The sequence below is a fragment of the Corynebacterium belfantii genome, from assembly GCF_041898185.1.
In the GTDB taxonomy this organism is placed as follows: domain Bacteria; phylum Actinomycetota; class Actinomycetes; order Mycobacteriales; family Mycobacteriaceae; genus Corynebacterium; species Corynebacterium belfantii.
Map to the genome: position 1 here is coordinate 2,786,771 of NZ_CP157823.1, position 19,066 is coordinate 2,805,836.

18 protein-coding genes and 2 pseudogenes are annotated in these 19,066 nt (G+C 56.1%); 14 read left to right on the top strand and 6 right to left on the bottom strand.

Going from position 1 to position 19,066, the window contains the following annotated elements; genetic code table 11:
• Window positions 1-2 precede the first annotated feature (2 nt).
• From dhaL to ABMV07_RS13760, 4 genes are all read left to right on the top strand, one after another.
• Window positions 3-644 carry a dihydroxyacetone kinase subunit DhaL gene (gene dhaL, locus ABMV07_RS13745; protein ID WP_088266541.1) on the top strand — a complete coding sequence of 214 codons (642 nt, stop codon included), beginning with the start codon at window positions 3-5 and terminating at the stop codon, window positions 642-644.
• Window positions 641-1,309, top strand: a complete 669-nt coding sequence (gene dhaM, locus ABMV07_RS13750; protein ID WP_088266540.1) for a dihydroxyacetone kinase phosphoryl donor subunit DhaM — start codon at window positions 641-643, stop codon at window positions 1,307-1,309. The genes dhaL and dhaM overlap by 4 nt, the downstream gene beginning before the upstream one ends.
• Window positions 1,310-1,386: 77 nt before the next feature.
• Window positions 1,387-1,623, top strand: coding sequence for a hypothetical protein (locus ABMV07_RS13755; RefSeq protein WP_374064743.1), 237 nt, complete (start codon window positions 1,387-1,389; stop codon window positions 1,621-1,623).
• 151 nt (window positions 1,624-1,774) lie between these two features.
• On the top strand, window positions 1,775-2,185 hold the full coding sequence (locus ABMV07_RS13760) for an ATP/GTP-binding protein (protein ID WP_374064744.1): 411 nt from the start codon (window positions 1,775-1,777) through the stop codon (window positions 2,183-2,185).
• Between the two features lie 171 nt (window positions 2,186-2,356).
• Here ABMV07_RS13760 and ABMV07_RS13765 read toward each other — a convergent pair whose 3' ends face one another.
• Window positions 2,357-3,577 carry an alpha/beta hydrolase gene (locus tag ABMV07_RS13765; protein WP_088266539.1) on the bottom strand — a complete coding sequence of 407 codons (1,221 nt, stop codon included), beginning with the start codon at window positions 3,575-3,577 and terminating at the stop codon, window positions 2,357-2,359.
• A gap of 36 nt (window positions 3,578-3,613) precedes the next feature.
• Here ABMV07_RS13765 and ABMV07_RS13770 point away from each other — a divergent pair.
• The 4 genes and pseudogenes from ABMV07_RS13770 (at window position 3,614) to ABMV07_RS13785 (ending at window position 7,349) form a co-directional block, all read left to right on the top strand.
• Window positions 3,614-4,610 (top strand): annotated as a pseudogene (locus tag ABMV07_RS13770) (nucleoside hydrolase).
• Window positions 4,611-4,705: 95 nt separating this feature from the next.
• Entirely contained in the window at window positions 4,706-5,464 is a 759-nt protein-coding gene (locus ABMV07_RS13775) for a glycosyl transferase family 9 (protein WP_088266537.1), read from the top strand.
• A 131-nt stretch (window positions 5,465-5,595) separates the two neighbouring features.
• Window positions 5,596-6,162 (top strand): CbiQ family ECF transporter T component, encoded by a 567-nt coding sequence (locus ABMV07_RS13780; protein WP_088266566.1) that lies wholly within the window; start codon window positions 5,596-5,598, stop codon window positions 6,160-6,162.
• 20 nt (window positions 6,163-6,182) lie between these two features.
• On the top strand, window positions 6,183-7,349 hold the full coding sequence (locus ABMV07_RS13785) for an ATP-binding cassette domain-containing protein (RefSeq protein WP_374064745.1): 1,167 nt from the start codon (window positions 6,183-6,185) through the stop codon (window positions 7,347-7,349).
• Window positions 7,350-7,362: 13 nt separating this feature from the next.
• Here the strand turns inward: ABMV07_RS13785 and ABMV07_RS13790 are convergent, their stop codons facing one another.
• Entirely contained in the window at window positions 7,363-8,085 is a 723-nt protein-coding gene (locus ABMV07_RS13790) for an aldose epimerase (RefSeq protein WP_374064746.1), read from the bottom strand.
• A gap of 311 nt (window positions 8,086-8,396) precedes the next feature.
• On the opposite strand from ABMV07_RS13790, the gene ABMV07_RS13795 reads away from it, so the two are divergent.
• Both ABMV07_RS13795 and ABMV07_RS13800 read left to right on the top strand, forming a co-directional pair.
• Window positions 8,397-8,651, top strand: a complete 255-nt coding sequence (locus ABMV07_RS13795; RefSeq protein ID WP_229254902.1) for a hypothetical protein — start codon at window positions 8,397-8,399, stop codon at window positions 8,649-8,651.
• A 29-nt stretch (window positions 8,652-8,680) separates the two neighbouring features.
• Entirely contained in the window at window positions 8,681-9,319 is a 639-nt protein-coding gene (locus tag ABMV07_RS13800; protein WP_374064747.1) for a hypothetical protein, read from the top strand.
• A gap of 7 nt (window positions 9,320-9,326) precedes the next feature.
• Here the strand turns inward: ABMV07_RS13800 and ABMV07_RS13805 are convergent, their stop codons facing one another.
• The 4 genes and pseudogenes from ABMV07_RS13805 to ABMV07_RS13820 all read right to left on the bottom strand — a co-directional run bounded on the left by ABMV07_RS13805 (window position 9,327) and on the right by ABMV07_RS13820 (window position 14,617).
• Entirely contained in the window at window positions 9,327-10,820 is a 1,494-nt protein-coding gene (locus tag ABMV07_RS13805; RefSeq protein ID WP_196977914.1) for a DUF1846 domain-containing protein, read from the bottom strand.
• A gap of 52 nt (window positions 10,821-10,872) precedes the next feature.
• Window positions 10,873-12,222, bottom strand: a complete 1,350-nt coding sequence (locus ABMV07_RS13810) for an IS256-like element IS1132 family transposase (RefSeq protein ID WP_374063848.1) — start codon at window positions 12,220-12,222, stop codon at window positions 10,873-10,875.
• Between the two features lie 110 nt (window positions 12,223-12,332).
• A pseudogene (locus ABMV07_RS13815) lies at window positions 12,333-13,199 on the bottom strand (hypothetical protein).
• 173 nt (window positions 13,200-13,372) lie between these two features.
• Complete coding sequence (locus ABMV07_RS13820; RefSeq protein WP_088266532.1) at window positions 13,373-14,617, bottom strand: dicarboxylate/amino acid:cation symporter; 1,245 nt, start codon at window positions 14,615-14,617, stop codon at window positions 13,373-13,375.
• 204 nt (window positions 14,618-14,821) lie between these two features.
• Between ABMV07_RS13820 and ABMV07_RS13825 the strand changes: the two genes are divergently transcribed.
• From ABMV07_RS13825 to ABMV07_RS13840, 4 genes are all read left to right on the top strand, one after another.
• Entirely contained in the window at window positions 14,822-15,277 is a 456-nt protein-coding gene (locus ABMV07_RS13825; protein ID WP_374064748.1) for an SdpI family protein, read from the top strand.
• A gap of 252 nt (window positions 15,278-15,529) precedes the next feature.
• Window positions 15,530-16,861 (top strand): tryptophan synthase subunit beta, encoded by a 1,332-nt coding sequence (trpB, locus tag ABMV07_RS13830; protein ID WP_374064749.1) that lies wholly within the window; start codon window positions 15,530-15,532, stop codon window positions 16,859-16,861.
• Window positions 16,862-16,863: 2 nt separating this feature from the next.
• On the top strand, window positions 16,864-18,417 hold the full coding sequence (locus ABMV07_RS13835; RefSeq protein WP_374064750.1) for an anthranilate synthase component 1: 1,554 nt from the start codon (window positions 16,864-16,866) through the stop codon (window positions 18,415-18,417).
• Complete coding sequence (locus ABMV07_RS13840; RefSeq protein WP_197691418.1) at window positions 18,417-19,058, top strand: anthranilate synthase component II; 642 nt, start codon at window positions 18,417-18,419, stop codon at window positions 19,056-19,058. Before ABMV07_RS13835 ends, ABMV07_RS13840 begins: the two co-directional genes overlap by 1 nt.
• Window positions 19,059-19,066: the final 8 nt, after the last annotated feature.

Here is a 19,066-nt window from a genome sequence, read left to right on the forward strand (position 1 = left end):
TCATGGTTTTGGATACTCAATGGGCTTTGGCGTGGATTCGCGGTTGTGCGCGGTTGGCTTCTGAGCACCGTGAGGAGCTGATTGATTTGGATCGCGCGATTGGCGATGCTGATCATGGTGAAAACGTTGATCGCGGGTTTGCGGCGGTCGTCGCAAAGCTTGACGATCTGCCAGAAAGTGCCACCCCGGCGGATGTTTTGAGGGTGACCGCGCAGACGTTGATTTCTACTGTTGGAGGCGCGTCGGGCCCGTTGTTGGGCACGGCGTTTCTGCGTGCGTCTAAGGCGCTGACCGCGCAGACTATCGACGCCCCCACCGCCGCAGCTCTCATCGCCGCAGCCTTGGAGGGTATCCAGGCCCGCGGCAAGGCTAGCGAGGGGGAGAAGACGATGGTTGATGCGTGGGCACCGGCTGCGCATGCGGCTGCTACCGCCGCCGACGAGGGTGCAAGCCCTGCGGATGTGTTGGCGCGCGCTGCGGCTGCCGCATCTCAGGGTGCGGCTGATACGGAGCCAATGGTAGCCACCAAGGGGCGCGCTTCTTATCTTGGGGAGCGTTCTGTTGGCCACCGCGATCCGGGCGCTACGTCCTCTGCTTATTTCTTGCAGGCGGCCGCTGACGCCGCTTCCGAGGGGGCGGCATGAGTGCTGTAGGTTTGGTTTTGGTTTCCCATTCCCAGAAGCTTGCCGAGGGGTTGGCGGATTTAGCTGGTCAGATGGCTGGAGATGTTCGCATTGTTCCTGCGGGCGGGCTTGACGACGGCAGCATCGGCACCTCCTATGACCGCATCGAGGCCGCCGTGACGGAGGTTCGTAGCGGCGGCGAGGGAGTTGTCATCCTTACCGATTTAGGTTCGGCGACGATGACGGTGGAGATGATCGTGGATATGGCCGATGATCCAGACGTGGTCTTTGTCGATGCTCCCTTTGTGGAGGCCGCTATCGCCGCGGCTGTAGCCGCACAGCAGGGTGGTTCCACTGCCGATGTGACAGCAGCTGCCCGCGGGGCCATTGTCTCGTTTACCCCACCCGCGGCTCCTGCTAGCCCAGTGCCGGAAGGTGAGTATTCGCGGCAAGTCATAGTTGCCGACGCCTCTGGGCTTCATGCTCGACCCGCAGCCGAGATCGCCAGCATGGCGGCGGATGCCGACGACGATGTGACCATCGATGACGCGGAAGCAGATTCTGCCCTCATGATTATGGGCCTAGGGATTGCCCACGGGGATACCGTGACAGTTGCCGGCAGCCATGCAGATAGCAAAGTTATCGACCGCATTGCAGATGCCATCGCGGCCGGTTTGGATAAGTAACCCCCAAGGGCTATGCATTTCGCCCCGCTGGCACACGCTAGCGAGGCGGAGTTTCACAATGTTTCACGTGAAACATTGTGAAGACACTGGGCCCATTTGCCGGTGCTCTTCAATGGTGGCAAACACTGCTTCTTGTGATCATGTCCAATGAAACCGATCAGCACAATCGCCATCAATGGCTAGTTCAGCTTGCGCAAAAAGACCCGACATGGCTGAGCGTATTGCAAAATGTAGTTGCCGTTGCAGATGTGGGAATTAACAAGATCGGCATCGAGGAGCAAGCACCGGATCTTGTAAAAAAAAGATTGAACTGACAATTCAACCCGATGGACAAACAGAGATAACCGATCAATTCGATTCCGATGAGATCACGGAGTATCTCCGCTACCTCATGTTTGAGCATAGCGACGGTATTCACACTTTTCCCTGCCAGAAACCCAAGAATCCCAGGGCACCAAAGCGTGGATGGATCTAGCAATTCCCGCACTGTTTGCACTATCCGTTGGCGGAGTATTATCCATCGACGAGATCGACGGTTCCTTACATCCACTTTTGCTCCGAGAACTCGTGTCATATTTTGATAACTCTGAACTCAACCCACTAGGAGCACAGCTCCTGTTTAGCACGCACGACCTTACGCTTCTAGGGAAATCCCCAGCAGAGTCCCTTCATCGTGGAGAAGTTTGGCTAGTGGAAAAAGCGCGATCTTATTCCGAACTTATCGCCTTGGACGAGTTCCCAATCCGCGATGCCCACAACATCGAAAAGCGATATCTTCAAGGAACGTATGGCTCTGTGCCCATCTCTAACACAACCGAGTTACTTCATACTCTCGAATCATTACGAGAAAAATACACTAAAATGAAGCAACAGTAACAACTATATCGAGGGGGATCCGATGAGCAGGAATCGATCGTCAAACCCTAAGAAAAATCACCAACATTGCACACAATCAAATCACCCCACCCAAGCCAACAAAAATCCCGCACCCAGAAACTATGCCACAGGACTTCGGGTGCGGGATAGTGCATTAAGACAAGGTCGAACCTAGCGGTAGGTGTACTGCCCCTTGCTTACGTTTGCCCAGGCAACGGGGAGCTGCTGGCGGTAGTATGGCCATGAGTGAACACCGCCATCGTGGTAGTCGAAGGTGATGCGGGAAGGATCGGCAATCTTTTCGCGCACGGAGGCTTCGAGCTCTTGGGTGCAACGGTAGGACATTTTTTCCAACACAATGTTGCCAAAGAGTGTGAATGGGCCCTCTTCTTTTGGTGCATTCACATCAGACGGGGTAGCAACGCCGTTGGCTACATAGATATAGGTATCCATGGAGGCGATACCGGAGGGGTTAGCTACTACGTCGTTACGACGGCGCTGTTCAGTGATGTCGCGTCCCCACATGAGGTCGGGGTTGCCGCCCACCACACGGGCTGCGAGGTTGAATAGTTCACGTCCACTGGTGTTCACGGGGGAGTAGCAGCCGGAAACTCCGAAGGTGCCCACAAATTTTTCTGGGTAAAGGTTTGCTAGGCGCACGGCGGCGGAGCCACCCATGGAGAGTCCACCGATATAAGATTTTCCATTGTACGCAATCTTTGTTTCGGGTTGTGTTAGCACACCGGGTAGTTCCTTAATAAGGAAGGTTTCCCACATGGCGCGGCCGAGGTATGGATCGGTTTCGTTCCAGTCGGTGTAGTTGGTGCCGCCGGCCTCGGTTGGCATGATCACGGTGACGTGTTCGTTGGCCATTGCTCCTTGTACGTCGCCCTTGCGCAACCATCCGGACTGGGATGGGGCGGAGACGCCGTCGAGAAGGTATAGCATGGGCGCTGGGGTGGTGCGGTCCTTAGGGTGCTGTACCTGCACCTGCACGATGCGTCGCATGGCGGGTGATTCAATGAAGAGGCGGTCGACGTCGAAACGCTCGTCTTTTTCTACCTTAACTAGGCGCGGTGTGGCAAAGTCGCGCTCTGCTTCGATGGGGTAGGGGGTTGGGGATCCCCACATGTTCCAGAGTGGGAACTGTGCCCATGGGGAATACATGTGCATTCCGCGGTAGAAGGAGTTTATGTCTTCACCTAGGTGTGGGTTTTTTGACCACTCGGCAAACAGAGAGTTAGCCCCGTAGTTAAGGGCGGACGAACCAGCCTCGATGGGGTTTGAGGACTGGGCGGTGGCAGAAGGTGCGGCCACTCCAGCGAGCGCGATGACCGCAGTGGCTGTAGCACAGGCACGACGCACGCTGGAGGAAATAGAGGGGAAACGCATGCAAAGAATCCTAATGGGTTCGGTAGCAAAACCGTAATGTTTCACGTGAAACTCACCCCCAGTCATTATGTTGGACACTATGAATAGTCCAGCACATCGCCCAGTGGTTGTTGCCGACGTTGATACCGGCATTGACGACGCCCTCGCCATCACTTACCTCGGCTACCTGCACCGACGTGAACTCATCGAGCTACGCATTACCACCTCGGCTGGCAATTGCACCGCCGAGCAATCCGCAGCCAACTCGGCAGAGATCATGAATTCGCTCACACTCAGCGACGTACCGATCACGCCCGGCGCGCCGCAACCACGCGTACTGCCGCTAACCACCACTCCAGAAACGCACGGCCCCACGGGCTTGGGTTATCACACCACCCGCGCAGCCATGCCTGATTCTGGTAGCGCAGCGGCCGCCGTCGAGCTGTGGAAAGGTGCCGATTATCTCCTCGTAGCGGGCCCTGCCACCAACGTCGCGTGGGCAGCAGAAAACGCCCCCGAGGTTCTCAACGCCATCCCGCACGTGACCTTTATGACGGGCGCTTTCCATTACCCAGGCAACACCACACCCACCGCCGAGTGGAATGCGTGGGTTGATCCACACGCGCTCAAAGAGGTGCTCGCGCATTACCGCGGTCACGCTGTCCGGCCCACGATATGCCCACTCAACGTTACGGAGTCCGTGCTCCTTACCCCACAACGCCTTAAGCAATGGTGCCAGCACAGCCAGGAACCAGTCCTTCCGATACTTAGCGACGCCCTCCGCTTCTATTTCGAATTCCACGAATCGGTAGGGGTGGGGTACATGGCCCAAATCCATGATCTCGCCGCCGCAATGGTGCTCCTCAACAGCGTCCCACACACCACCCGCCCAGGGTTTGTGGATGTGGAAGCAGACGCGGAACTGACCCGCGGCACCACCGTGGTGGATTGGGACAGTAACTATGGTGATCATCCTGCCAACGCTCAGATTCTCACGGCCCTCCAATCGGAGGATGTGTTCGCAGATTTCGAACGGGTTGTATTAGAGTACTAACTGCTTTTGCGCAGCACTACTCCGAGGTGACATAGGAGGAGTGTCCTTTTTGCAGCGCTTTGCTTTGTACCCCTTCGACACTCCTAGGAATACCTATGCATTTGTCACGTAACAACATCATTATTGGTTGTGCCGTTGCCATCATCGCAGCCACTTGGCTCACCCTCGTGGTGTGGCAGCCGCAAGATTCTCAATGGAACCAACTAGCAGATTCTCGCAGCTCCACCATTGCACTCGTGGGCTTCTGCGTACCGGCGTTAATGCTTTTGTCTGTTACCCTCCCTAAACTTCCTGTGCGTACCTTGGCTCTCATGCCGGTTGCGTTGGCACTTAACATCATCTTGGGTCAGGTAGTGGGCACCATGGGCTTGCCGCTGCCACTTTATATTGACTCCCTCGGCACCGTGTTGGTGGGTGCGCTGGCGGGTCCTGCCGCTGGTGTTACCACGGGCATTTTGTCTGCACTAGTCTGGGGAACCTTTAACCCCACCGTCGTTCCTTTTGCTGCGGCTTATGCTTTCGTGGGCTTTTCGGCTGGCATTTTGGGTAAAAACTGGACTAAGGACTGGTGGCGTATTGGTGCATCCGCTGCGGTGATTGGTTTTATTACGGCATTGCTCTCGGCACCGATTGCTTCCTTCATTTTCGGTGGTACCGCAGGTACTGGCACGGGATTGTTGGTGTCTTTCTACCGTTCCTTGGGCGCGGATCCATTGTTTGCGGTGTTCTTGCAATCGTGGACATCCGATCCTTTGGATAAGGTGATTGTGTTTACGGTCATTTGGATTGTGTACCGCTCATTGCCGGAGCGTACTCGCCGCACATTTTCCCCCGACTACAAGGTTGCTGATTAGTTTTTATGGCTGCACGTCTTAATCCGGTCACTCTCTTTGTGATATCCGCCTGCGCGGTCGTAACCGTGTTGGTGGCTAATCGCCTAGAGGTATCGGTGGGTGCTTGGCTGTGCGCGGGTGTGCTCGCGCTGGTGGGGGCGTCGATACGCCGCGTTTTTCTCACCACTACGCTGCTGTCCGTGCCGGTGTTTGCGGGCCTGATGGTGATGTACGCACCGTTTGGCGAGGTGCCCGGTTGGTGGATTTTTACTATCGACGGCACCCACACTGCACTTCTGCTCGGCATGCGCCTGCTGGGGGCGACCGCCGCCGCTTTGTGCGTGGGCAGCGCTATTAATACTGATGAGTTGATGCGTGCCGTGCAGCCACGTATCAACCCCAAGTTGTTGTATGTTATCGCCTCCACACTGCGGTTGTACCCGCTGGCTAAGGCGCGACTGGAGATCATCCGCCAAACACACATCACACGTGGAATCGATGTGCACAGTATTCGTGGCCGCTGGGGTTTGGTGCTGCCGCTCGTCGTGGGACTGGTAGACAATGCGGCGCAACGCGCACGCCCCCTGCAGCGCACTGGCATTGGCCACCCTGGGCCACGCACGGTCTTGCGTCCGGTGCCGATGATGACCCACGATGTGATTATCCAATTACTTGCTGTGTGTGCCACGATCGCGGTGTGCGTCTGGTCGATTTTCTAACAGGGGGGGAGAAGCGTTTTATGCCGATCACTAAGTTTATTTGGTCGTCAAGCGGCACCGGTTTGTCTGAGCACGCGTGGGCGACATCGGAAAGCACGGAGGCCGCGTGGGTCGGAAACGATGCCTCTGCACATATTTCTTTGCTGCGCTCCACGGTGGCCGAAGAACTCGCCGTCCCTTTGGAACAAGCGGGAATGGACGCGGCGACCATGCAGCGGGCCGTGGATGTGGCAATCGATACGTGGGGGCTGCGCGGCCAAGCCGAGCAAGATCCCATGACGTTATCGAGCGGGCAAACACGCAGGCTTGCCATCGCAAGTGCGCTAATTACCCGCCCAGAAGCCCTCGTGTTGGATTGCCCCACCGACGGGCTAGACGCAGAAGCTATTGAGATCCTGCACCGAATCGTCGATTCTTTCCCCGGCAACGTGACCGTCTACGACCGAATGCGCACCGCCCTTGCTACCACCGCCGCCGAGCAGCTGCGCCTGACAAGCAGCGGTGATCTGGTCCCCGAGCCTGCACCGGATCCCGTGGCCACCGTCCCTACACGCTTCACTCCCATTGATCTTTCCAACGATCATGGCCCGTTGTTGTGCGCGAAGGACCTACGCATTCCGCGTGGCGCTACGATTGTGGGGCCTATTAGTTGTGAGGTTTCCCCAGGTAGTGTCACCCATCTGGCAGGATTAAATGGTGCAGGGAAGACGAGTTTTTTCTTGGCTGCGCTGGGGTTGGTGGAGTCGACAGGCACCCTGCAGGTAGCTGATGGGGTGACCATGGGGTGGGCGCCGGCTGATATGGATTCGGCGTTGTCGCGGCGCACCGTGGCGACGGAGCTTGCCGTGGGCGCTACCCCGGAGCTGGCGCGCGCTGCAATCGAGTTCATGGGGCTTGAGCAGTGGGCAGACACGCACCCCTTGGATGTTCCGGCCGCGTGGCGACGCTTCGTGCTCATCGCCACAGCTCTCGTTCGCGGACCGCACCTATTGCTTCTCGACGAGCCCACGGTGAACCTCGACGCCCCGAATCACGGCCGCTTAAGTCTCCTCATGCACCGCTATTGCGCGGGCGAATTCCACCGCATGGCAGGCCTCGATCTAGGGGGCCACCACCCGGCGGTGCTGTTTACCTGCCACGATGCTCGCTACGCGCAGGCGGTAAGCACCGCCGAGATACGCATCTAGGTGCCTACGATTACTAAGCCGGTGTGACTTTCACGGTCATGCCGATCTCTACCCAATCCCATGGAGGAACGGAAACACCTTGGGCTCGGTCACCCAACAATGCTGGTTCTACACAGACGAACTCGATCCATTCGTCTTCACCCACATCTGCCATCTGTGCGGCAAGCTCGCTGCCAGGATTCCACACCACAGCATGGTCGGCACCCTGGTAGGTGACGCTAATAGTGCGCTGGGAATCCTTGATAACCAGCGGCGTCCACTCTGGCAGAGGGACCGCTTGGTCGACGGCGGTGCCGTCGAAACGAAACTCCTGATCTCCCACCGTCACGGTGGTGGTGCGAACATCAGCAACGCGGAAATAAGGGTGGAACGCGGATTGGAAATCGCGACGCAGTGGGGAAGCGTTGCGGGCTTTTAACATCATGGCAAAACCATGAGGAAGTACCTGCGTGCCAAGGCGCAAATCCCAATCATCGTGGCTCGTGCGGGCGTCGATACCTCCATTGGTAGGGATCGTCTCCCACTCCACCCGGCGCGCCCAACCATGCTGCAACTCATCGTGTCCCAAGTTCTTACCAAACCACGGTGCGATGATCGGGACACCGCCACGGATCGAACCACCCTCGGAAAAATCCGCACGACTGGATAAGTAAAGAATCTCGCCAGGATCGCTGGCGGTAGTGATCGCAGATACCAAATGTCCGCGATTTTCAGGCATATCTACAACGGTGCTCATTCTTGTAAGGATAGCCCCGCCGACCCAAGCCACGCTGCCTATGTTGCTTGTGCTGCGCGGACGATCTCCCATGCGCATGGCATGGTGACGGGGAGCAGTAATGCACTGGAGATACTCTGGGGTAGTGGGACCACTTATCGAAGTCCCCGCCCTCGTAGCGCTGGCCTATGTTGCATTGTGGGCACGCACTCGATTCTTTACCACCCGAACAGGACAATAATCATGCGCACCATTATTTTCTTTTTGCAAGGGCAATGGCGGTAAATCCCCAATGGCCGCAGCCGTAATGCGCAAACTCGGCGGCGCAGGCATTGGAAACGCGAGGCTATTCCGTAGCAGGGGAGTATCCCAAACCTCTTATCGGCGACACCGCACGCCACGCCGATCGCGTCATCGTCTTGGGAGGGGAAGCTGTTGTGGAAATTCCACATGTAACCGTCGAGCGATGGAACACCGTTGAGCCTTCACTCGATGGTGTTGTTGGGATGCCCCGCATGGAACTCATTTTGGATGATATTGAGCAGCGCGTCCGCAAATTGATCGCCGACTCACAATGTTTCACGTGAAACATTGCAACGTGGAACAATAACTGACCATGAACATTGCTGTCATATCCGGCCGGATCGCCCCCGAGCTCACCCTGCCGGGCCTGAACTTTTCTCGCGCATACGCGCCCAGCACCGATTTCCGTTCCGCCCGCCTCGGACTCCTCACAGGCCAGTATCCCCAACGCCAGCCGGTCACACGCTTCGCATCCCTCATCGGCACCGTGGCAGAAGACTTCAGCCCCGCCGACGTTCACATCATCGAGCGCGCCGAGATCACCCCAGATCTCCTCGACCAAGCCAACGACAGCGGCGCGGCCACCTTCTTCGTCGGGCACCCCACTATCGACGACCACCGCGTGTGCATGTCCCTACTGTGGCCCGGAGTCACCGACACCAACCTGCCACACGACACTATCGACGGCGTTGTCACCTGCAACGAACTCGTCTCCACACTCGACATCGCACCCACCCTCGCAGCCATCGCAGGTTACGACGTTCGCCCCAACGCACAGCTCTCCTTCGACGGCATGAACTTAACCCCCGTGATCCGCTACGGAGCAACGGGCCACGGGGGCTTATTCTTCGACGATGGAACGGTGATCACGCCCACCGAGGTGCGTCGAAAAGCAGACGATCCCGAGTGGTCCATGTGGCATCAATTCATGAACATGGGACCACTACAATAACGAGAACCTAGCGCTTCTGGTACAGTTTGTGCTTCTGAAACTTCGGATCAGAAGTCACCAGCACGCCAAGGTTGCGGAAGATACCCTCATCCACCGAACCCAAAATGGTGGTGGTGTGGACGTCGCAACCGCGCAGGTTCTTCAACTGATCCAATGCCTTTTGCGCATTGCTATCCCTAGCAGCCGACACCGACAACGCAATCAAAACCTCATCGGTGTGCAAACGCGGATTCGAGCTACCCAAATGCACCGTCTTGAGCGTCTGAATCGGCTCAATCGACTCTGGCGACAACAGGTGGACGGCATCGTCGATACCCGCCAAATGCTTCAACGCATTCAGCAACATCGACGAAGAACAACCCAACAAATCCGAGGTAGCACCCGTAATGATGGAACCGTCGGCAAGCTCAATCGCACAACCAGGAAGCGACGTACGCTCCTCAACCTTGCGGGCCGGCTCCACCACAACACGCTGTAGCGCCTTGATCCCAGCCTTCGCCATCACCACAGCTGCACGATCCGACTGCGTGGAATCCTTACCCGTGCGAGCCTCTTCCACCAACGCCTTAAAGTACCGGCGAATAATCTCCTGCTCCGACGCATGACGGCACGCAGCATCATCAGAAATACAATTACCCGCCATGTTCACACCCATGTCCGTAGGGGACTGGTACGGAGACTCACCCATCAAGCACTCTAAAAGCGTCTTGAGCAGCGGGAATGCCTCCACATCGCGGTTGTAGTTCACCGTCTGCTCACCATAAGCAGCCAAGTGGAAATGATCGATCACATTCGCGTCATTAAGGTCCACCGTAGCGGCCTCATACGCCAAGTTCACAGGGTGCTCCAGCGGCAAATTCCAAATAGGGAACGTCTCAAACTTGGCGTACCCCGCAGCAACACCACGCTTGTGCTCGTGATACACCTGCGACAAACACGTAGCCAACTTGCCAGAACCAGGTCCCGGCGCGGTAACAACCACCAAATCACGAGTAGTTTCCGCATACTCATTCAGGCCAAAGCCCTCATCCGACACAATGCGATCCATGTCGGTGGGGTAACCAGGAATCACACGGTGGCGCGATACCTTGATGCCCAAACGTTGAAGGCGCTCGATAAAAGCGAGCGCCAGTCGGTTGTCATTTTCCAGTTGGGTGAGCACCACGTGTTCGACGAGGAAACCGCGGTCGCGGAAGACGTCGACAAGGCGCAAAACATCTTCTTCGTAGGAGATGCCCAGATCGGCACGAATCTTGTGTCGCTCCAGATCTTTAGCGTTGATGCAGACGAGAATTTCTACCTCGTCCTTGATGCGATCCAACATCGCAATCTTGTTGTCTGGAGTAAAACCAGGCAATACGCGAGATGCATGCATGTCGTCGAAGAGCTTGCCGCCCATTTCGAGGTAGAGCTTCCCACCCAAAGCTTCTCTGCGTTCCCGAATGTGCTGGGACTGCATTTCAATGTACTTCTCGCGGTCGAAACCGATCGTATTCACCATGGAATTTCAGCATAGCAGAGAGTGTCCGATTGTTTGTGTGCGGGGGCTTGGTTTACAAGTAGTCCGCGAATCGGTCGGGGTAAGCCACGGCTAGTTGGTTGATGGCTTGTTTCCACCCGGTGGCTTTCGCTCCTTCAATATAGCCGTTGCATTCGATGGCGCGCTTCGCTTTCTTCGCTCGCTGGGCAGCGCGCTTGTCCTCGATGTTGCAGATCATCAGCCACAGCGTTTTCAGCGCCGCGGTATCGTTCGGGAACTGGCCGCGGTTACGAGTAGCTTTACGCAGCTCAGCATTCAGCGATTCGATCGAATTCGTGGTGTAGAGTACCCGCCGTGCCGCAGGCGGGAACTGCAAAAATGGCACAAACCGGTCCCAGGCGTCGCGCCAGACTTTGACCGATTGCGGGTATTTACGGCCCAGTTCACTGGCCTCGAATGCGTCCAGGGCGGCGCGGGCGGTGTCCTCGGTCGGTGCGGTGTAGACCTCCCGTAGCGCACTTGATACGGGTTTGCGGTCTTGGTAGGACACCCACCTGTTGGCCGCCCGGATCAGGTGCACGATACAGGTCTGCACCATGGAATTCGGCCAGGTTGCCTCCACGGCTTCCGGCAGGCCTTTGAGCCCGTCGCAGCAGACGATGAACACGTCTTGGACCCCACGGTTGGCAAGGTCAGCGCACACGGATGCCCAAAAACTGGCGCCTTCATTGTCTGCGATCCACAATCCCAGGATGTGCTTGATGCCGTCCATGTCGACGCCTACCGCCATGTAGCAAGACTTGTTGACCACGCGGTGGCCATCGCGGATCTTCACTCGCAGCGCGTCGAGGAAGATCACTGGGTAGAACTCGTCGAGCTGGCGGTTTTGCCAGATCATGACCTCTTCTAACACCGCGTCGGTAATGGTGCTGATCGTATCTGGGCTCATATCCACCCCGAGGGTGGTGGCGAGGTGGTGGCAAATATCGCGCACGGTCATCCCACCGGCGTACAGGGAGATGATCATGTCATCAAGCTCCGTCAGACGGCGGGTGCCTTTAGGCAGCATCCGCGGCGTAAACGTGCCAGCTCGATCCCGGGGCATAGTCACATCAAAGGTGCCGTAGCCAGAGTTGACGGTTTTGGTGTACGACCCGTTGCGGTGATTGCCACCATCCGGGGTGCCCAGCTGGGCTTTCGCCGTACGATCAGAGTGCGCGTATCCCAGATGCGCGTCCATTTCAGCCTGCAGACCAGCGTTGATCGATGCCTGCAAAAGACCTTTGACCAGGTCGCTGGCATCATCGGTGGAAGTCGACAACTCGCCGATCAGTTCGGCGATTTCCGGATTTTCCATCAGCTTAGCGCTGATCTCGTTGACCCTGTTCGGGTCATGACCTTTCCTCGGTGACACGGTAGTCATTATCAGTGAAACTCCTTCTGGATCAGAGCCTCACACACAAAACACCTGACACCCTCGCATAGCAACGAACATCAACAAAGTGCTATAAACCCAGTTAGAAACACCTATTTCTACCAACTATCAAGCGGCAACCACCCCCACGGCCCCCGATGCCACCGGCGCGTAGAATCCACCACAACCAGCTCCTCCCGCACAACACGGGTAGCAAAAATTACCTGACCCACAATGGTGTCCAGCTACTCAAAAACACTCGACACTGGATACCTCAACACCAAATATCCCCGCACGGCCGCATCGTTCATCTTTCAACGATCATTAACAAAAATGTTCTTATTCTCCGCACCCGCATTGTGATAAAAATAGCCATCAATCTCGATCACAATGTTGTAATCCCACAGCTTAACGTCCCAAAAATACACCCCAACTCGAAAATTACTCGTGCACACCAACCCCGCCTCCCGCAAAGCTCTGACCAGTATTCGCTCCGGCACACTATCCGCACCCACAGCCGCCCGATTCACCAGTGTTTTCACCCGCGCTGACACCCGCATCGGAGACTCACGCCGCAGTACCGCGCTGCCATGCCGGCCGGAATAAGCGACGTCTAAAAGCGCAATAGCTTGGCGATCCGCCAGGTGTTTTACCGCATCAACGCCACACTCCGTGAGCACCCCGCGAACCTCTACTGTGCGCAAGCGTTTTACATGGTGTGCAACCACATACTTTGTCGATGTAATGCGACGTTCAGTGCTGATATGAACAGGAAGGCTGATCGGCTGGGAGCCATAGAACTGATACAGCGACACCACTGTGAGGACATACCCATGTCGCGTTAACGCCGCTAGAAGTTCCTTGATCGCAGCGGGGTTTTCCAATTCACCCTCCCAGTAGATGCCGCTGATAACACGGATCAGTGATCCTGCTTTGAGGCGACGCGTGCGCGTTGCATAAGAAATTGTTCCCCGAAATTCCCCCATAACCGCACAAGGTAGCACGGCTTTAGCTGCGCTAAAGCAAGAGTGAGCAATTTTTGTACCTTAAGGCCAATTTTTGGAAGGGCGTCCTGCGGGTTTGCTGGCTTAGGGTACAAAAATTGCTCATTGGTTAAACAAAAAACGCCCCCTCGCGGGGGCGTTAGAAATGTATCGCGTTAGGCTTCGTCGTCGATACCAGCGATTGCGGTAGCAAGGCCGAGGTCGTCGGCATCATCAAGATCGTGGCGAGAGATCGCGCCCTTGGCGAACTTGTCCACCACCATGGCAATGGCACCGTCGCCAGTGACGTTGCAGGCGGTACCGAAGGAGTCGATGGCGATGTAAGCGGCGATCATCAGCGCCACCTGGTCGTCGTTGAAGCCGAGGTTGGAGGACAACAGGCCAACAGCTGCCATGATTGCGCCACCAGGAACACCTGGGGCTGCCACCATGGTCACACCAAGCATGAGAATGAAGCCAAGTGCCGTGGCAAGTGGAATGTCCATGCCGTCCATAAACATGATGGCGAAGGCGAACAGCGTAATCTTCATCATCGATCCGGAAAGGTGGATGGTGGCGCACAATGGAACCACGAAACCTGCAACAGACTGGCTGACACCGTTTTTACGTGCACATTCGTAGGTCACTGGGATAGTTGCTGCAGAAGAAGATGTTCCCAGTGCGGTGAAGTATGCCGGCATCATGTTCTTCAGCGAGGCGAAGGGGTTGCGGGTTGCTAGGGTGCCTGCGAAGAGGAACTGCAAGATCAGCAGCACGAAGCTCATGAGGATGGCGAGGAGGAGCACCTTGGCAAAGGCGGTGAGCACCGATGCGAGGTTGCCGTTCATTCCGAGGGAGAGGAACATGCCGAAGATGTAGATCGGTAGCAGTGGGACGATAAAGGAGGAGATCACCTTCATTACTACGCGGCGCAGGTCGGCAACGCCGGAGAAGAGGGTGTCGGATTTAACGGTGGTCATAGCCACGCCTACGACGAAGGCGAGGATAAGGGCCGTCATCACCTGCATGGGAGCTGGCATTTCGACCGAGATGTAAGGGCTGAGAGCGCCTTCCTCGATGTCTGCGGCAGCAACACTAGCTTGGCTTGCGAGCAGCCATGGGTACAAGGCGGTGGCAACACCCCAGGAGATGAGGCCGGATACGAGGGCAGAGCCGTAGGCGATACCGGTGGTAATGGCGAGCCATTTGCCGGCACCGCGACCAAGGCCTGCGATGGCTGGGGTAATCAGGGCGAAGATCAGGACTGGGATGAAGAAGCCGAGGAAATTGCCGAAGAGTCCGTTAAAGGTGACAAAGACGCGGGCAAGCCCATCGGGGAAGAAGAAGCTGCATACGATGCCGAGGATGATCGCGACGATGATCCTGAAGAGCAGCGACGAGGAGAGACGCTTGATATCCATGTGGGGTTACCTAATATTTTTCGTTAGTTGTTCAAATTGTGGGGTGGCCTTGATTGTGTCCCACTGGGTGCTGGGCCGTTCAAGGGGTTGAGAAATAACTTACGCGTTCACCAGCAGATTTCATATTTTTCACATACACACATATATCGGGTGGGGTGGTTAAGGCTTTCGGTGCTCCCCCTAAGATTGGCTAGAGTGGTGTACATGACTGTTCTTGGTGTTGTGCTAGCTGTGGCGGCTTTGGTTGTGATCGTGTCGGGTTCGCTGGCGTGGACGCGTCGATTGCCTGGCAATCCTTATATCGGCATTCGGGTCCCCGAGGTGCGCAAGTCTCAAGAGGTGTGGCAGTCGGCGCACTTGGTGGCGGGTCCGTTGTGGACCATTGGTGGCGTTGCCATGTTGATGGGTTCGATGTTGTTTATTAAAGGCAGCGGTTGGCTCTATGTTGTCGCAGCGCTTGCGGTGATCGCTGGTGTGATGTTGGTGAGTGTGGGGGCGAACGTGGGGGCACGCGCCGCATCGCTTATCGACGCCCAGCAAGACGTCGAGGATGCCACCGAGTCAACGTGCTGCTCAAGTGGTAATAACCCTGCGCCTGCGGTTGATGTGAATGCTATGCGTCGTGCAGCGTATTCGGCTGATAACACCTCTGATTCTTAAATAATGTGCCGGCTCGCTGTTGCGTGCGCCACTCAAGATGCGTATTGTCTTGTTCCATGACGAACATGAATGCACATAACTGGTGGTGGCGCGCTTAACCGCGGGCCGTTTTCACGCATTCATTTCAACAGGCTCGCCTTGTCCACCAAGCAGCGGGCCTTTTTGTTAGCCACCAACAAGCTCACCAGAGTTTCGGCCCACCGCTTGAACACAACAAACATTTGTTTTTCAGCGAAAGAGGTTAGAAACACCATGACTGACTCCACCATCCGCAAGACGTTGATCAGCGCTTACTTTGGTAACTACGGCGGACAGTTTGTTCCCGATGCGCTCCTGCCGGTTCTCGACGAACTAGAGCAGGCCTATGTGGATGCACTCAACGACCCAGAGTTTTCGCAGGAACTTGCTCGGCTACAAAAGCACTATCTTGGTCGTCCCACGCCTATTACCGAATGCGCCAACCTACCACTAGCAGGTAAGGGGAAGGGAAAAGCGCGGATCTTCCTCAAACGCGAGGATTTAGTCCACGGTGGCGCACATAAGGGCAACCAAGTGCTTGCCCAAGCGCTGATTGCTCGCCGATTGGGCAAGACCCGTTTGATTGCAGAAACCGGTGCTGGTCAGCACGGTACTGCCACTGCGATGGTGGCGGCTTTGATGGGAATGGACTGCACTATTTATATGGGCGCTAAAGATGTGGCCCGCCAGCAGCCCAATGTGTACCGCATGCGGTTGATGGGCGCCACGGTGGTGCCAGTAACCAACGAGCATGGTGATTCCATGTCGGATGCTATCGACGTAGCGCTTAAGGACTGGGTAAAAAACCTGGATACCACGCACTACATGATTGGTTCTGCGGTGGGACCACACCCATTCCCCACGCTGGTGAAAGAGTTTCAGGCAGTTATTTCGCGAGAATCTCGCGAACAGATGCTAGAGCTGACCGGCAAGCTTCCAGACGCAGTGGTTGCTGCCGTAGGCGGTGGTTCGAATGCTATTGGTGCGTTTGCTGATTATCTCACGGATAAGCCAGGTAATGAGTCCGTGCGCTTGATTGGTGTGGAACCAGCAGGTGAAGGCCTTGATTCCGGTAAGCATGGTGCGCCGCTGCAGCGTGGCAAGGTTGGTGTGCAGCACGGTTTCAAGTCGTTCATCTTGGCTGATGAGCAGGGCAACCCGCTGCATTCTTATTCCGTATCGGCTGGTCTTGATTATCCAGGTGTGGGTCCAGAACACGCCCACCTCATGGAATCTGGTCGTGCACAATATTATGGAATTACCGATGCCGAAGCGCTTCAAGCATTCCGAATGTTGAGCCGCTACGAGGGTATCATTCCAGCTTTGGAGTCTAGCCATGCGTTGGCCTATGCCTTAAAGATGGCAGAAAACGCCGAAGAAACCGATACTCCCATTAACATTGTGGTCAATCTTTCGGGTCGTGGCGATAAAGATGTGGACTATGTTCGCAATATCTTGGGCGACCTCGCTACCGAGGATCCAGCAACCTCACCGATCACGGATCCTCATGTCGCCGAAACCCTTGCCACAATGATCGCTGAGTCCAATGCACGAGAGGGAGTCTAAACATGGCAGATTTCCATGTATCTGCCCGCCCCGTGCGCTATCACGAGGATACCGCCGACCTCTTCCATCATCTTGGAGGGACCTCGGCTAGTGACTCCGTTCTTTTAGAGTCCGCAGACATTGAATCCAAGAAGAACACCACATCCATGGCAGTGCTTCAAGCAGCGGTTCGCGTGACATGCATGGGGCAAACCGTGACAGCCACGCCCCTAACACCTACGGGCCATGCAATGGTGGCGCGCTTACAGGAGCACTTTGGCACAAGCGGCACGGAGTTCAGCTTTCATCGCTCCGAGCTTCACGACGAACGTCAGCGCCTCCTTGACACCAATAATGCCGAGATCCTTCGCCTTCTACAGTGTGAGGCCGGCTATTCCGGTGAGCAATTACCACTTCTTGCCGGCGGTTTCGCCTTTGATTACATGGAGACGTTTGAGCAATTACCTTCTGTGCCGGTGGGGGATAATTCTTATCCCGATTACCAGTTTGTGGTGGCAGAGACGGTGCTGGTGACCGATCATCTCAAGCGCAGTGCGGTTATCGAGGGCGTGTCCATTGATCCAAGGGAGTTGGAGGATCGACTAGATTCCCTTGTTGCCACGATTGACAGCCATGAAACAGTCGATGCAGATCCCGCGACCACGGCAACCAATGAGACATTGACTGTGCGTGCCGATATTTCTGATGTGGATTTTTGCCAGAGTGTAAGCGCTCTGCAGGACAATATCCAAGCGGGAGACATCTATCAGGTGGTTCCAGCACGGAGCTTTAGCGCGCCCTGCGAAAGTGCTTATGCCGCTTATAGACACTTGCGCGCAACCAATCCCAGCCCCTATATGTTTTACGTGCGCGGCATTACTCCCATTGCATGCAATTTAAATAAAACATATGAGTTAATAGGAGCATCGCCAGAATCTAATCTCAAGTTTGATTTCAGCACACGCGAGGTACAATTGTATCCGATTGCCGGTACCCGTCCGCGGGGACTTAACCCCGACGGGAGTATTAATCACGAACTCGATATTCGCGCCGAATTGGACATGCGAACTAACGCCAAGGAAATCGCCGAACACACCATGTTGGTTGATCTTGCACGCAATGATCTTGCACGTGTTTCATTGCCCACAACACGTCGCGTTGTAGAGTTACTGCAGGTAGATCGCTACTCCCGAGTAATGCATCTCGTTAGCCGTGTGGTGGCTACCCTAGATCCAGAGTTCGATGCCATTGACGCCTACCGTGCCTGCATGAACATGGGAACACTCACCGGTGCGCCAAAATTGCGCGCAATGGAATTGCTGCGAGGTGTGGAAGCTAAACGTCGCGGTTCCTATGGCGGTGCGGTTGGTTATTTTCAAGGCGATGGTTCGATGGACACCTGCATCGTGATTCGCTCGGCGTTTATTCAGGATGGGATAGCGGTGGTGCAGGCCGGTGCCGGAGTGGTGCGGGATTCTATTCCACAATCAGAGGCCGATGAAACACTCCATAAGGCCTATGCCGTTTTGCATGCCATTGCTTTGGCGGCAGGAAAGGGTGTGGAGGTGATTCGCTAATGAAAGCTCAGCAAGCCCATGTCGTACTCCTTGATAACCATGACTCGTTTGTTTATAACTTGGTGGACGCTTTTGCCGTCGCCGACTACCGCTGCACAGTCCTACGCAATAGCGTCACAGTGACAGAAGTTCTTGGTCTAGAACCCGACCTCATTTGCCTCACCCCAGGACCTGGTCACCCCCGCGAAGCCGGCTGCATGATGGACCTCATCGGGGCGTCGATAGGCACCATCCCGATCCTCGGCATCTGCCTCGGCTTCCAAGCACTCCTCGAATACTATGGTGGGGAAGTCCGCCCCTGCGGCCCCGTCCACGGCACCACCGACCTCATGACACTCACCAACCCAGACCATCCACTGTTCGCAGGACTTAGCATCGACGCCACGCCCAACAACAATTTCCACGGAACACAGGTGCCAATCGCACGCTACCACTCCCTAGGATGCACAGACATCCCGCACAACATGGTGAGCCTAGGAACCTGCGATTCCGCCATCGGACCTGTCACTATGGTCGCCGAAACCCACGACGGCGAGGGGCAGACCACCAGTATCGGATTGCAATTCCACCCAGAATCCGTACTAAGCCCCAGCGGGCCCATCATCCTTGAGCGATGCGTCGATAAGCTGCTAGCCAAATAGATAAGAAA

Bases quoted from the DNA above. Each gene is read 5' to 3' on its own strand.
- ABMV07_RS13765 (WP_088266539.1), bottom strand. From the start codon at position 3,577: ATGCGTTTCCCCTCTATTTCCTCCAGCGTGCGTCGTGCCTGTGCTACA.
- ABMV07_RS13790 (WP_374064746.1), bottom strand. From the start codon at position 8,085: ATGAGCACCGTTGTAGATATGCCTGAAAATCGCGGACATTTGGTATCT.
- ABMV07_RS13760 (WP_374064744.1), top strand. From the start codon at position 1,775: ATGGATCTAGCAATTCCCGCACTGTTTGCACTATCCGTTGGCGGAGTA.
- ABMV07_RS13800 (WP_374064747.1), top strand. From the start codon at position 8,681: ATGAACATTGCTGTCATATCCGGCCGGATCGCCCCCGAGCTCACCCTG.
- ABMV07_RS13775 (WP_088266537.1), top strand. From the start codon at position 4,706: ATGCATTTGTCACGTAACAACATCATTATTGGTTGTGCCGTTGCCATC.
- ABMV07_RS13840 (WP_197691418.1), top strand. From the start codon at position 18,417: ATGAAAGCTCAGCAAGCCCATGTCGTACTCCTTGATAACCATGACTCG.
- dhaL (WP_088266541.1), top strand. From the start codon at position 3: ATGGTTTTGGATACTCAATGGGCTTTGGCGTGGATTCGCGGTTGTGCG.
- trpB (WP_374064749.1), top strand. From the start codon at position 15,530: ATGACTGACTCCACCATCCGCAAGACGTTGATCAGCGCTTACTTTGGT.
- ABMV07_RS13785 (WP_374064745.1), top strand. From the start codon at position 6,183: ATGCCGATCACTAAGTTTATTTGGTCGTCAAGCGGCACCGGTTTGTCT.
- ABMV07_RS13835 (WP_374064750.1), top strand. From the start codon at position 16,864: ATGGCAGATTTCCATGTATCTGCCCGCCCCGTGCGCTATCACGAGGAT.
- ABMV07_RS13810 (WP_374063848.1), bottom strand. From the start codon at position 12,222: ATGACTACCGTGTCACCGAGGAAAGGTCATGACCCGAACAGGGTCAAC.
- ABMV07_RS13820 (WP_088266532.1), bottom strand. From the start codon at position 14,617: ATGGATATCAAGCGTCTCTCCTCGTCGCTGCTCTTCAGGATCATCGTC.
- dhaM (WP_088266540.1), top strand. From the start codon at position 641: ATGAGTGCTGTAGGTTTGGTTTTGGTTTCCCATTCCCAGAAGCTTGCC.
- ABMV07_RS13805 (WP_196977914.1), bottom strand. From the start codon at position 10,820: ATGGTGAATACGATCGGTTTCGACCGCGAGAAGTACATTGAAATGCAG.
- ABMV07_RS13825 (WP_374064748.1), top strand. From the start codon at position 14,822: ATGACTGTTCTTGGTGTTGTGCTAGCTGTGGCGGCTTTGGTTGTGATC.